1 protein-coding gene is annotated in these 15,106 nt (G+C 76.0%); it reads right to left on the bottom strand.

Going from position 1 to position 15,106, the window contains the following annotated elements:
* On the bottom strand, positions 1-14,891 hold a 14,891-nt coding region (locus ACIQ87_RS35950; RefSeq protein WP_402415435.1), incomplete at its 3' end, for a type I polyketide synthase.
* Positions 14,892-15,106: the final 215 nt, after the last annotated feature.

Below are 15,106 nucleotides of genomic sequence, written 5' to 3'. Positions count from 1 at the left end.
GCCTCGATCAGATCGAACGCCTGATACCGCACACCCTCGTGCGCGGCCGCGACCGCCGCCGGCTCACGGACGTCCGTCTTGCCCATCTCCAGGAACCGTCCACCACGCGGCAGCAACCGCAGCGAGGCGTCCACGAACTCCCCCGCCAACGCGTCCAGCACCACATCCACCCCGGCACCACCCGTGGCCGCCAGGAACGCACCCTCGAACTCCAGCGTCCGGGAGTTCGCGATATGCGCGTCGTCCAGACCCGAACCCCGCAGGGCCTCCCACTTGCCCGGGCTCGCCGTGCCGAACACCTCGGCACCCAGATGCCGCGCCAACTGCACCGCCGCCATCCCGACACCACCGGCCGCCGCGTGCACCAGCACCCGCTCACCCGCCCGCAGACCACCCAGATCCACCAACGCGTAGTACGCCGTCAGGAAGACGATCGGTACGGAGGCCGCCTGCTCGAAGGTCCAACCGTCGGGGATGCGGGCCAGGACCCGGCCGTCGGTGACCGAGCGCGGGCCGAAGCCACCCGAGAGCAGGCCCATCACCCGGTCGCCGACAGCGAGGCCGGTGACCTCCGGCCCGACCTCCAGGACGACGCCCGCGCCCTCGATGCCCATCGGCCCGGCGTCGCCCGGGTACATGCCCAGGGCGTTCAGGACGTCGCGGAAGTTGAGGCCGGCCGCGTGGACCGCGACCCGGACCTCCTCGCCGACCAGCGGGCGGTCCGCTTCCGGGGCGGGGAGCAGCGCCAGGTTCTCGAACGTCCCCTTGCGCGGGGAGTCCAGCCGCCAGGCGGCGGCGGTGGTCGGAACGGGCAGGGTGTCGGCGGACGGCCTGGCCACCCGCGGTACGAGCACCGTGCCTTCGCGCAGGGCGAGTTGGGGCTCGCCGGTAGCCAGGGCGGCACCCAGAGCCGCGAGCGACTCCACCACGCCGTCCACGTCCACCAGCACCAGCCGGCCCGGGTTCTCGCTCTGCGCCGAACGCACCAGACCCCACACCGCCGCCACCGCCAGGTCCGGACTCTCCCCCACACCCACGGCCACCGCACCACGCGTCACCACCACCAGCCGCGAAGCGGCGAACCGCTCCTCCGCCAGCCAACCACGCACCAACTCCAACACCCGCGCCACCACCGACCGGGCCGCCACCGCGACCCCGCCCTCAACGGCACCCTCACCGTCGACGACCGCGACCACGACCTCGGGCACCACGGCACCCTCGTCCACCGCCGCCGCCAACGCGGCCACACCAGCCACCTGCCGCAGACCACCCAACACCGGCAGGTCACTCGCCCCGAGCATGGCCCAACCACTCGTCTCCGGCGTACCGGTGACAGCGACCGGGGTCCAGGCAAGTCGGTGCAGCGCCTCCGGGTGACCGGTGGCCGAGGCCTCCAGAGCGGCGGCCGAGACCGGGCGCAGGACCAGCGAGCCGATGTCGGCGACCGGGGCTCCGGCGCCGTCGGCCAGCTGGAGGGAGACCGATCCGCCGGAGCGGGTCAGTCGCGCCCGCAGGGCCTGGGCGCCGGCCGCGTGCAGGACGACGTCGCTCCAGACGAACGGCAGCCTGCCCTGCGGGGCGTCCGCCCCCTCGGTGCCGGCCTCCGCGGCCGCGCCCAGGCCGAGCGCGTGCAGCGCGGAGTCCAGCAGGCCCGGGTGCAGGCCGTAGCGGCCCGCCTCGGTGTGGTGTTCGGCGGGCAGGGCGACCTCGGCGAAGATGTCGTCCCCGCGCAGCCAGACGGCGCGCAGGCCCTGGAACGCCGGGCCGTAGGCGAAGCCGAGGTCGACCGCGCCCTGGTAGAAGCCGCTCGCGTCGACGGCCTCGGCGCCCGCGGGCGGCCAGACCGACAGATCGAAGGGCTCCCGCTCCGGGGCGGTGCCGAGGGCACCGGCCGCGTGGCGGGTCCACGGCTCGCCGGCGGGGGCGTCCTCCCGGCGGGAGTGCAGCTGGAAGGGGCGGCGGCCGGCGTCGTCGGGCTCCCCGACGGTGAGCTGGAGAACGATCCCTCCGCGCTCGGGCAGCACCAGCGGCGCTTCGAGCGTGAGGTCCTCCACCGCGTCGCAGCCGACCTCGTCGCCCGCCCGGACGGCGAGCTCGACGAAGGCCGTGCCCGGCAGCAGGATCCGGCCCTGGACGGCGTGGTCGGCCAGCCAGGGGTGGGTCCGCACCGAGAGACGGCCGGTGAACAGGTAGCCGTCGGTGTCGGCGAGGGCGACGGCGGCGCCGAGCAGCGGGTGTCCGGCGGCCTCCAGCCCCAGGCCGGCCGGGTCGCCGGTCGGCAGGGCGCGCAGCGTCGGCCAGTAGCGGCGGCGCTGGAAGGCGTAGGTCGGCAGCTCGACCGGGCGCACGCTCCGACCGGCGGCGAGTGCCTGCCAGTCGGGGCCGCTGCCGGTCAGGCAGAGCCGGCCGAGGGCGGCCAGGGCGGTGGGCCGCTCGGGGCGGCCGGCGCGCAGCGCGGGGACGAACACGCCGTCCTCGACGCACTCCTGGGCCATCGCGGACAGCACGCCGTCGGGGCCGAGCTCGACGAAGGTGGTGACGCCGTCGGCCGCCAGGGTGCGCATCCCGTCGAGGAAGCGGACGGCCTCGCGGACGTGCCGGACCCAGTAGGCGGGCGAGCACAGCTCCTCGGTGGTGGCGAGGGCGCCGGTGACGTTGGAGACGACCGGGATGCGCGGGGCGGAGAAGCTCAGGCCCTCGGCGACGGCACGGAACTCGTCCACCATGCCGTCCATCAGCGGGGAGTGGAACGCGTGCGAGACGCTCAGTCGCTTGGTCTTCCCGAACTTCCCGGCGATCGCTAGGACTTCGGCCTGCTCGCCCGAAACCACCACGGAGGTCGGGCCGTTGACGGCCGCGATGCTCACCTGGGCGGTCAGCAGCGGCAGCACCTCCTCCTCCGAGGCCTTGACCGCGACCATCGCGCCGCCCTCGGGCAGCGCCTGCATCAGCCGGCCACGAGCGGCGACCAGCGTGACGGCGTCGTCCAGCGTCAGGACGCCCGCGACATGCGCGGCCACCAGCTCGCCGATCGAGTGACCGGCCAGGACGTCCGGCCGGACACCCCAGCTCTCGAAGAGGCGGAACAGCGCCACCTCGACCGCGAACAGCGCGACCTGGGTGAACTCGGTCCGGGCGAGAACGTCAGCGTCCTCGCCGAACACGGCCTCGCGCAACGGCAGTTCGACCCGCGCGCAGACCGCATCGAAGGCCTCGGCGAACACCGGGTAGGTGTCGTACAGCTCCCGGCCCATGCCGAGGCGCTGGCTGCCCTGCCCGGTGAACAGGAACGCCGTCCGTCCGCCGCGCGCGACGCCCTGGAGCACGTTCGCCGTGGCGGCGTCCTGGGCGAGGGCGTCCAGTCCGGCGAGCAGCTCGTCCCGGTCGGCGCCGAGCACGACGGCCCGGTGCTCGTGCAGGGAGCGCGTGGTGGCGAGTGCGTGGGCGACGGAGTCGGCGGCGGGGCCGTCCTGGCCGGTCAGGTGGTCGCGCAGTCGGGCGGCCTGCTCGCGCAGGGCGTCCGCGCTGCGGGCCGACAGCAGCCAGGGCAGCGGAGCCGCGCCGGCCGGTGCCGCGCCGGGCTCCTCGGCCGGGGAGGCCACGGGTGCCTGTTCGAGGATGACGTGGGCGTTGGTGCCGCTCATGCCGAAGGAGGAGACGGCGGAGCGGCGGGGGTGCGCCGTCTCGGGCCAGTCCCGCGACTCCGTCAGCAGCTCGACCGCGCCGGCGGCCCAGTCCACGTGCGACGACGGCTCGTCGACGTGCAGGGTCCGGGGCAGCACGCCCTCGTGCATCGCCAGCACCATCTTGATGACGCCCGCGACGCCGGCGGCGGCCTGGGTGTGGCCGAGGTTGGACTTCACCGAGCCGAGCCAGAGCGGCTCGCCGTTCTCGCCGCGCTCCTGGCCGTAGGTGGCCAGCAGCGCCTGCGCCTCGATCGGGTCGCCGAGCCGGGTGCCGGTGCCGTGCGCCTCGACCGCGTCGATCTCGCCGGCCGACATGCGGGCGGCGGCCAGGGCCTGACGGATGACCCGCTGCTGCGCGGGGCCGTTGGGGGCGGTCAGGCCGTTGCTGGCGCCGTCCTGGTTGACGGCCGAGCCGCGGACCACCGCGAGCACCGGGTGGCCGAGGCGCTCGGCGTCGGAGAGGCGCTCCAGCAGGAGCATGCCGACGCCCTCGGCCCAGCCGGTGCCGTCGGCGGCCTCGGCGAAGGCCTTGCAGCGACCGTCGTCGGCGAGGCCGCGCTGGCGGCTGAACTCGATGAAGGCGCCCGGGGTGGCCATCACGGTGGCACCGCCGGCCAGGGCGAGCGAGCACTCGCCGCCCCGCAGCGCCTGGGCCGCGAGGTGCAGGGCGACCAGGGAGGACGAGCAGGCGGTGTCGACGGTGACGGCCGGGCCCTCGAGACCGAAGGTATACGCCAGGCGCCCGGAGACCACACTGGCCGCGTTGCCGGTGGCGAGGTGGCCCTCCAGGATCTCCTCGGAGGCGAACAGCAGGTTGGTGTAGTCCTGCATGTTGGTGCCGGCGAAGACGCCGGTCCGGCTGCCGCGTACGGTCTCCGGGTCGATGCCGGCGCGCTCGAAGGCCTCCCAGGAGGTCTCAAGGAGCAGCCGCTGCTGCGGGTCCATGGCGAGGGCCTCGCGCGGGCTGATGCCGAAGAACGCGGCGTCGAACTCCCCGGCCTCGTAGAGGAACCCGCCCTCTCGGGCGTAACTGGTGCCGGCGTTGTCCGGGTCCGGGTCGTACAGCGCCTCCAGGTCCCAGCCGCGGTCGGCGGGGAAGCCGCCGACGGCGTCGCGGCCCTCGGCCAGCAGGCGCCACAGCTGCTCGGGGGTGCGCACCCCACCGGGGAAGCGGCAGCTCATCGCGACGATGGCGACCGGCTCGTCCGGGTCGCCGAGGACAGCGACGGTCTCGGTGGACTCGGCCTCCGGGCCGAGGAGTTCGGCGCCCAGGTGGGCGGCGAGGACGGCCGGGGTCGGGTAGTCGAAGACCAGCGTGGCGGACAGCCGCAGGCCCACGGCCGCGTCGATCCGGTTGCGCAGTTCGACGGCGGTCAGCGAGTCGAAGCCCAGCTCCTTGAACGGGCGCCCGGCGAGGACCCCGTCGACGGAGTCGTGGCCGAGCACCGCGGCGGCCTCGGTGCGGACCAGGTCGAGCAGGATCCGCTCCCGCTCGGCGGCCGGGGCGCCGGCCAGGACGGCCCGCAGCCCGCCGGCCGCGCCCTCCTCGGCGGGGGTGGTGTCGGCCTGGGCCGCCACCGCCTCCGGCAGGTCGGCGAGCAGCGCGGACGGGCGTACGGCGGTGAAGCCGGCGGCGAACAGGGGCCAGTCGAGGTCCGCCACGGCGAGGGCGTCCTCGCCCGCGCCGACGGCCTGGGCCAGGGCGGCCACCGCCTGCTCGGGTGCCATCGGGCGCAGCCCGCGCCGGCGCAGGTGCTCGCCGCCGTCGGCGGCCATGCCGCCCTCGGCCCACGGGCCCCAGGCGACGGCGGTGGCGGCGAGGCCGCGGGCGCGGCGGGCCTGGGCGAGCGCGTCCAGGTGGGCGTTGGCGGCGGCGTAGGCGCACTGGCCGCCGCTGCCCCAGACGCCCGCCACGGAGGAGAAGAGGACGAAGGCGTCCAGCTCGGTGCCGTCCAGCAGCGCGTCCAGGTGGGCGGCTCCGGCGGTCTTGCCGGTGACGACGGCGGCGAACTCCGCCGGGTCGGTCTCGGCGAGCGGCGCGTTCTGGGCGACGCCGGCCGCGTGCACGACGGCGTTCACCGGGTGTTCGGCGAGCAGGGCGGCCAGGGCGGTGCGGTCGGCGGCGTCGCAGGCGGCGACCGTGACCCGGGCGCCGAGCGCGGTCAGCTCGTCGCGCAGCTCGGCCGCGCCGGGGGCTTCGAGGCCGCGGCGGCTGGTGAGCACGAGGTGCTCGGCGCCGTTGGCGGCCAGCCAGCGGGCGACGTGGGTGCCCAGGGCGCCGGTGCCGCCGGTGACCAGGACGGTGCCGCGCGGGCGCCAGTCGGCGGCCCCGGTGGGCTCGGCCCTGACCAGGCGGCGGCCGAACGTGCCGTTCGCGCGCAGCGCGACCTGGTCCTCGGCGGAGCCCGGCGCGAGCAGGGCGGCGAGGCGGGCGGCGGTGCGCTCGTCCAGGGCGGCGGGCAGGTCGACCAGTCCGCCCCAGCGGTCGGGGTGCTCCAGGGCGACCACCCGGCCGAGGCCCCACAGCTGGGCCTGGGCGGGGTGCTCGACCCGCTCGGCGCCCGACACGGCCACGGCGGCCTCGGTGGCCAGCCAGAGCGGGGCGGTCACCTCGGCGTCGCCCAGGGCCTGGACCAGCAGGGCGGTCCGCAGCAGGGCGGCGGACGCGCCCGGGTGGGCGGGGTGCTCGGCGTCGTCCAGGGCGAGCAGCGAGAGGATCCCGGCCGGGGCCTGGCCGTCGGCGGCCGCGTCGCGCAGCAGCTCGGCGAGCCGGGCCCGGTCGGCCTCGGCGCCGAGCTCCAGGCGCCGGACGTCGGCGCCGGACGCGGTCAGGGCGCGCTCGACGGCGGCCAGCCGCTCGGCCGCGCCGTCCGGGAGGCCGACGGGCGCGACGGTGAGCCAGCTGCCCGCGGGGCGGGCGGTGTCCGGCGCGCCGAGCGGCTTCCACTGGACGCGGTAGCGCCAGCCCTCGACGGTGGCGCGGGTGCGGTGCTGCCGGCGCCAGTTCGACAGCGCGGGCAGCACCTCGCGCAGGGCGCCGTCCTCGGGCAGCTCCAGGGTGCCGGCGAGGGCCGCGACGTCCTGGTCCTCGACGGCCGTCCAGAACCGCTCGTCGCCCGGGGTGCCGGCGGGCGCGGCCGCTCCGGCGGCGGGCGCCTCCAGCCAGTAGCGGCGGGTCTGGAAGGCGTAGGTCGGCAGGTCGATCACACGGCCGTCGCGGACGGCGGGCACGGCCGACCAGTCGGGGCCGTCGCCGTGGACGTGGGCGGTGGCGAGCGCCGCCAGCAGGCTGCGCTCCTCCGGGCGGTCGGCGCGCAGCACGGGGGCGAACGTGCCGCCGTCGACGCAGTCCTGGCCCATGGCGGAGAGCACGCCGTCGGGGCCGAGCTCGACGAAGGTGGTGACGCCCTGGGCCGCCGCGGTGCGCATGCCGTCGAGGAAGCGGACGGCCTCGCGGACGTGCCGGACCCAGTACTCGGGCGAGCACAGCTCCTCGGCGGTGGCCAGGGCGCCGGTGACGTTGGAGACGACCGGGATGACCGGCTCGGTGTAGCTCAGGCTCTCGGCGACGGCGCGGAACTCCGCCAGCATGCCGTCCATCAGCGGCGAGTGGAAGGCGTGGCTGACGTTCAGCCGCTTGGTCTTCTCGAACTGCCCGGCGATGGCGAGAACTTCGGCCTCGTCCCCGGAAATCACCACGGAGGACGGGCCGTTGACGGCCGCGATGCTCACCTGGGCGGTCAGCAGCGGCAGAACGTCCGCCTCGGCTGCCTTCACCGCCACCATCGCGCCACCCTCCGGCAGCGCCTGCATCAGCCGGCCACGAGCGGACACCAGCGCCACCGCGTCGTCCAGCGACAGCACACCCGCGACGTGGGCGGCGGCGATCTCGCCGATCGAGTGGCCGACCAGGACGTCCGGACGGACCCCCCAGCCCTCCAGCAGGCGGAACAGCGCCACCTCGACGGCGAACAGCGCCGGCTGGGTGTACTCGGTGCGGTCCAGCAGCTCCGCGTCGTCGCCGAACACCGCGTCGCGCAGGGGAAGTTCGACCCGGTCGCAGATCGCGTCGAAGGCCTCGGCGAACACCGGGTGGGCCTCGTACAGCTCCCGGCCCATGCCGAGGCGCTGGCTGCCCTGTCCGGTGAACAGGAAGGCGAGCCTGCCGCCCTCGGCCGCGCCGGCCACCAGCCCGGCGGCCGTGCCGCCCTCGGCCAGCGCCGCCAGGGCGCCGCGGAAGGAGGCGAGGTCGTCCGCGACCACGACGGCCCGGTGGTCCAGCGCCGCCCGGGTGGTGCCGAGCGAGTGCGCGAGGTCGGCGAGGTCGACGTCCGGGTGGGCGTCGAGGTGGTCGAGCAGTCGGGTCGCCTGGTCGCGCAGCGCCTGCGCGGTCGCGCCGGACAGCAGCAGCGGGCGGCCGGAGGCCCGGACGGGCCGGACGGTCTCCACCGGCTCGACGGCGGGGGCCTGCTCGATGACGGTGTGGGCGTTGGTGCCGCTGATCCCGAAGGAGGAGACGGCCGCACGACGCGGGCGCCCGGTCTCCGGCCAGGGGCGGGCCTCGGTGAGCAGCTCGACGGCGCCGGAGGCCCAGTCGATGTGCGGGGACGGCTCGTCGACGTGCAGGGTCTGCGGCAGCACACCCTCCCGCATCGCCATGACCATCTTGATCACGCCGGCCACACCGGCGGCGGCCTGGCTGTGCCCGATGTTGGACTTGATCGAGCCGAGCCACAGCGGGTCCCCGCTGCGCTCCTGCCCGTAGGTGGCGAGCAGGGCCTGGGCCTCGATCGGGTCGCCCAGCGCGGTGCCGGTGCCGTGCGCCTCCACGGCGTCCACCTGGGCGGCGGTCAGTCCGGCGTTGGCGAGGGCCTGGCGGATGACGCGCTGCTGGGAGGGGCCGTTGGGGGCGGTGAGGCCGTTGCTGGCACCGTCCTGGTTGACAGCGCTGCCGCGCACCACGGCGAGCACGGGGTGCCCGTTGCGCCGGGCGTCGGAGAGCCGCTCCAGCAGCAGCATGCCGACGCCCTCGCCCCAGCCGGTGCCGTCGGCGGCACCGGCGAAGGACTTGCAGCGCCCGTCGGCGGCCAGGCCGCGCTGGCGGATGAACTCGACGAAGACCGTGGGGGTGGACATCACCGTCACACCGCCGGCCAGCGCCAGCTCGCACTCGCCGCCCCGCAGCGCCTGGGCGGCCAGGTGCAGGGCGACCAGGGAGGAGGAGCAGGCGGTGTCGACGGTGACGGCCGGGCCCTCCAGGCCGAAGGTGTAGGCGACGCGGCCGGAGGCCACGCTGCCGGTGTTGCCGTTGCCGAGGTAGCCGTCGAAGTCCTCCAGGCCCTCGGAGACGCCGTACAGGCGGGCGCCGTAGTCGTGGTACATCGCGCCGACGAAGACGCCCGCGCGGGTGCCGCGCACGCGCTCCGGGGCGATGCCGGCCCGCTCGAAGGCCTCCCAGGACGTCTCCAGCAGCAGCCGCTGCTGCGGGTCCATGGCCATCGCCTCGCGCGGCGAGATGCCGAACAGGCCCGGGTCGAAGTCGGCCGCGTCGTACACGAACGCGCCCTCGCGGCGGAAGCGTCCGCCCGCGTGGTCCGGGTCGGAGGCGTAGACGGCGTCCGCGTCCCAGCCGCGGTCGGCGGGCAGCGCGGCGACGGCGTCGGTGCCCTCGGCGACCAGCTGCCACAGCTGCTCGGGGGTGCGCACGCCGCCGGGGTAGCGGCAGCTCATCGCGACGATGGCGATCGGCTCGTCGTCGGCCGCGGCGCGGCGGACCGCCGGGGCGGCCGGGGCGGTGGCGGCGGGGGCCAGACCGGCCCGCAGGTGGCGGGCGAGCGCGGCCGGGGTGGGGTGGTCGAAGACCAGGGTGGCGGGCAGCCGCAGGCCGGTGGCCCGGCCCAGCCGGTTGCGCAGCTCGACGGACATCAGGGAGTCGAAGCCGAGCTCCTTGAAGGCCCGGTCGGCGTGCACCGCCTCGGCCGACCGGTGGCCGAGGGCTCCGGCGGCCTGGGTGCACACCAGCTCGGTGAGCAGCCGCTCCTGCTCGGCGGCCGAACGGCCGGCCAGCCGGCGCAGCAGCGGCGAGCCGTCGGCCTCGGCGCCGGCGCCCCGCGCGGCACGCCGGACGGGGGCCGGGACGAGCGTGCGGAACAGCGTGGGCAGGCGGTCGGCCTGGGCGCGCAGCACGGCCAGGTCCAGGCGGACCGGCAGCAGCAGGGCGTGCCCGGTGCGCACCGCGAGGTCGAACAGGCCCAGCGCCTCGGCGGACGGCAGCGCGTGCAGGCCCGAGCGGCGCATCCGGGTGAGGTCGGCGGCCCCCAGGTGGCCGGTCATGCCGCTGGCCTGCTCCCACAGGCCCCAGGCGAGCGAGGTGGCGGGCAGGCCGGCGGCCCGGCGCCGGGCGGCGAGCGCGTCCAGGAAGGCGTTGGCGGCCGCGTAGTTGGCCTGGCCGACGGCGCCGAGGACGCCGGCGGCGCCGGAGTAGAGCACGAAGAGCGCCGGCTGCCGGTCGCGGGTCAGCTCGTCCAGGTGGACGGCCGCGTCGACCTTCGCGCGCAGCACCCGCTCCAGGCGCTCCGGGGTCAGCGCGTCCAGCATGCCGTCGTCCAGGACACCGGCCGCGTGCACCACGGCGGTGAGCGGGCGGTCGGCGGGGACGGTGTCCAGCAGGGCGGCGAGCGCCGCGCGATCGGCGGCGTCGCAGGCGGCGACCGTCACCTCGGCGCCCAGCGCGGCCAGTTCGTCGCGCAGCTCGACCGCACCGGGCGCGGCCTCGCCCCGGCGGCCGGCCAGCAGCAGATGGCGGGCGCCGTGCTCGGCCACCAGGTGGCGGGCCAGCAACGCGCCCAGGGTGCCGGTGCCGCCGGTGATCAGCACCGTGCCGTCGAGGTCCAGCGCGGACGGGCCGGGGGCGGCGTGCTGCTCGGACAGTGCCCGGACCAGCCGGGGGGCCAGCACCTCACCGGCGCGCAGGGCGAGTTGGAGCTCACCGGTGGCGACGGCGGCGGGCAGCGCGGCGGCCGAGGCGGCCTCGTCGTCCAGGTCGACCAGGACGAAGCGGTTCGGGTGCTCGGACTGCGCGGAGCGGAGCAGGCCCCAGACCGTGGCGTGCGCGGGCCGCTCGACGGCGTCCGCGTCGAGCGCGGCCACGGCGCCGCGGGTCACCAGCACCAGGCGGGCGGCGGCCAGGGGTTCGGCGGCCAGCCACTCCTGGGCGAGGGCCAGCGCGGCCGCGGCGGCGCGGTGCGCCTCCTCGACCTGGTCGGCGGAGCCGACGGCGACCGGCGCGACCACGGTCTCCGGGGCGGCCTCCCCGGCGGCGACGGCGGCCAGCAGGGCGGCGAGGTCGGGGTACCGGACGGCGTCGGGCGCCACGGTCGCGTCGGAGCCGAGCACGGCCCAGCGGGCGGCCTCGGCCGGGGCGGCGGGCCCCTGGGCGGCGGCCCCTCGGGCAGCGGCCTCCTGGGCGGCGGTCTCCTGGGCGGTCCAGTCGATGCGGTACAGCGGGGTGCGCGCGCCGCGCGCGGCGGAGTGCAGCCGCTCCACGTCGAGCGGGCGCAGGGTCAGCGCGTCGGCCGTGGCCACCGGGGCGCCGGTCGGGTCCGCGAGCGCCACCGAGACGGCGTTGTGCCCGGCCGGGGCCAGTCGCACCCGCAGCGCGGCGGCACCGGTGGCGTACACCCGCAGCCCGGTCCAGGCGAAGGGCAGCAGTCCGCCCTCCGCCCCGGGGAGCAGCCCGCCGAGGCCGGCCGCGTGCAGGGCCGCGTCGAGCAGCGCCGGGTGCAGCCGGAAGCGGCCGGCCCGGTCCTGCTCCTCCTGCACCGGTTCGACCTCGGCGAAGACCTCGTCCCCGCGCTGCCACGCGGCCCGCAGGCCGCGGAACGCCGGACCGTAGGCGAAACCGCCGGCCTCGAAGCGCTCGTAGAGGTCCGCGACGGGCAGCTCGACGGCGTCCCGCGGGGGCCAGACGGCGAGGTCGAAGTCCGGGGCGACGGCACCGCCCCGGGAAAGGGTGCCGGTGGCGTGACGGGCCCACGGCTCGTCCGTTCCCTCGGCGTCGTCGGGGCGGGAGTAGACCTCCACCTCGCGGCGGCCGTCGGCGTCGGGCGAACCGACCACCACCTGCACCGCCACGCCGCCCTGGACGGGCAGCACCAGCGGCGCCTCCAGGGTCAGCTCCTCCAACACGTCACAGCCGGCCTGGTCACCCGCACGAACGGCCAGCTCGACGAAGGCGGTGCCGGGCAGAATCACCGTGCCGGCCACCGCGTGATCGGCCAGCCACGGGTGCGTCTGCACCGAGAGGCGACCGGTGAAGACGTGCCCGTCGCGGTCGGCCAGTGCCACCGCCGCGCCCAGCAGCGGGTGGTCGGCCGCACCCAGACCGGCGGACAGCACGTCACCGATACCGCGCGTGCCCGGCTTCGGCCAGTACTTCTCGCGCTGGAAGGCGTAGGTCGGCAGGTCGATGCGGCGGGCCGTGGGGAACTGGGCGGCCCAGTCGACGGTGGCGCCGTTGGCCCAGGCCTCGGCGAGGGCGGTCAGGAAACGCTCCCGGCCACCGTGGTCACGGCGCAGGGTGCCCTGGACGGTCGCCTCGACGGCGCTGGCGTCGATGGACTCCTGGATACCGACGGTCAGCACCGGATGGGCACTCACCTCGACGAACTGCGAGTGACCGGACGCAAGGAGGGCCTCGACGGTCGCCGCGAACTCCACGGTCTGGCGCAGGTTGCGGTACCAGTAACCGGCGTCCAGCGCGGCCGAATCGATGTCCTCACCGGTCACGGTGGAGTGGAACGGCACCTCCGGCACACGCGGCGTGACCGGGGCCAGCAGCTCGGCCAGGCGGGCCTCGATGCGCTCCACATGCGCCGAGTGCGACGCGTAATCCACCGCGATACGACGAGCCCGGATCTCCTGCGCGCCGCAGTGCTCCACCAGCTCGTCCAGGGCACCAGCATCGCCAGAGACCACGACGGAGTTCGGGCCGTTGACGGCCGCGATCGAGATTCCCCCACGGCCGGACAGCAGCTCGCGGACGCTCTCCACCGGCAGCGGAACGGACACCATGCCACCCAGGCCCGACAGTTCGATGATCGCCTGACTGCGCAGCGCCACCACCAGCGCCGCGTCCTCCAGCGACAGCGCACCGGAGACAGCGGCGGCGGCAATCTCGCCCTGCGAGTGACCCACCACCGCCGACGGCTCCACACCATTCGCACGCCAGAGGGCAGCCAGCGACACCATCACGGCGAACAGCACCGGCTGGACCACGTCCACCCGCTCCATCCACCCGCCGTCCTCACCCGAGACGACCTCCAGCAGCTCCCAATCCACATGCGGAGCAAGTGCCTTGGCGCACTCCTCCATCCGGGAACGGAACACCGGCGAGTCCGTGAGCAGCTCCCGGGCCATGCCCAGCCACTGCGACCCCTGCCCCGGGAAGACCATGACGAGCTTGCCGCCGGCCCCGGAACCGCGGACCACCGACGAGGTTCCCTCGTCCTGACCCGAGGCCAACGCGCCCAGCCCGGCCAGCAGTTCGTCCCGCTCCCCCGCCAGGACCACGGCCCGCTCGTCGAACCGGGCGCGGCCGTGGGCGAGTTCGGCGCCGACGCCGGCGAGGGAGAGCTCCGCTCCGGCCTCCTGTACGAAGGCGGCCAGCTTGCCGGCCTGGGCGCGCAGCGCGGTCTCCCCGCGCGCGGACACCACCCAGGGCAGCGGGCCGCCGGCGGTGGCGGCCCAGACGGCCGGTCCCGCCTGATCGGCCGAACCGGCCGACTCGGACGGCGCGTCGGCGGCACCGGCCTCCGCCGCCGGGGCCTCCTCCAGGACGACGTGCGCGTTGGTGCCGCTCATGCCGAAGGCCGAGACGCCCGCCCGGCGCGGCTCCTCCGCCGCGGGCCAGTCGCGCGCCTCGGTCAGCAGTTCCACAGCGCCGCCGGACCAGTCGACGTGCGAGGTCGGGCGGTCGACGTGGAGGGTCTGCGGCAGCACGCCGTTGCGCAGCGCCATGACCATCTTGATCACGCCACCGACACCGGCCGCGGCCTGCGAGTGGCCGAGGTTGGACTTGAGCGAGCCCAGCCACAGCGGACGGCCGGCGGGCCGGTCCTGGCCGTAGGTGTCGAGCAGGGCCTGGGCCTCGATCGGGTCGCCGAGCACCGTGCCGGTGCCGTGCGCCTCGACGGCGTCGACCTGGCCCGCCGAGAGCCGGGCGTTGGCCAGGGCGCGCAGGATGACGCGCTGCTGGGCCGGGCCGTTGGGGGCGGTGAGCCCGTTGCTGGCACCGTCCTGGTTGATCGCGCTGCCGCGCACGACCGCGAGCACCTGGTGGCCGTTGCGCTGCGCGTCGGACAGCCGCTCCAGCAGGAGCATGCCGACGCCTTCGGCCCAGCCGGTGCCGTCGGCGGCCTCCGCGAAGGGCTTGCAGCGGCCGTTGACGGCCAGGCCGCGCTGGCGGCTGAACTCGATGAAGGAGGACGGGGTGGACATGATCGTCGCACCGCCGGCCAGGGCGAGCGTGGAGTCGCCGTTGCGCAGCGACTGGACGGCGAGGTGGAGGGCGACCAGGGAGGAGGAGCAGGCGGTGTCGACGGTGACGGCCGGGCCCTCGAGCCCGAAGGTGTAGGCGAGGCGGCCGGAGAGCACGCTGGCCGCGTTGCCGGTGGCGAGGTGGCCCTCGGCGCCCTCGGCTTCGCCGGCGACCACCAGGCCCAGGTAGTCCTGGCCGGCGGTGCCGACGAAGACCCCGGTCTTTCCGCCCTTGAGCGCGGCCGGGTCGAGACCGGCCCGCTCGAAGGCCTCCCAGGAGGTCTCAAGGAGCAGTCGCTGCTGCGGGTCCATCGCGAGGGCCTCGCGCGGTGAGATCCCGAAGAAGCCCGCGTCGAACTCCCCCACCGCGCGCAGGAAGCCGCCCTCGCGCGCGTAGCTGGTGCCGGCGTGCTCAGGGTCCGGGTCGTACAGCCCGTCGAGGTCCCAGCCGCGGTCCTCGGGGAAGCCGCCGATGGCGTCCCGCCCGTCCGCGACCAGGTCCCACAGTCGTTCCGGGGTGTCGATGCCGCCGGGGTAGCGGCAGGCCATGCCCACGATGGCGATCGGTTCCCGGCTCTCCGCCTGGAGGTCCCTCAGCTGCTGCTTGGTCTGCTGGAGGTCCGCGGTCACCCACTTGAGGTAGTCGCGAAGCGTCTCTTCATTCGCCATGCGGAGGGCCACCTCATCGGGGTGAGCGGGTCCTCCGGGCACGCACGCGCACACGACTGGACCACAACAGTGAAGGGTTTCGCCCTGACGCTATGAAGGGCGGTGAAGGCGGACAACCCCTACCAGCCCCCCTAGGGCCCCCATGACGAAGCGGGGGCCGGGACAATTCCCGACCCCCGCTCAGCGGCCCGAATTCACGACGGATTCACGACGGA

The sequence above is a fragment of the Kitasatospora sp. NPDC096204 genome, assembly GCF_044763205.1.
Classification (GTDB): domain Bacteria; phylum Actinomycetota; class Actinomycetes; order Streptomycetales; family Streptomycetaceae; genus Kitasatospora.
Note: the sequence above shows the minus strand (reverse complement) of the source record. Positions and strands in the feature narration are given on the sequence as shown.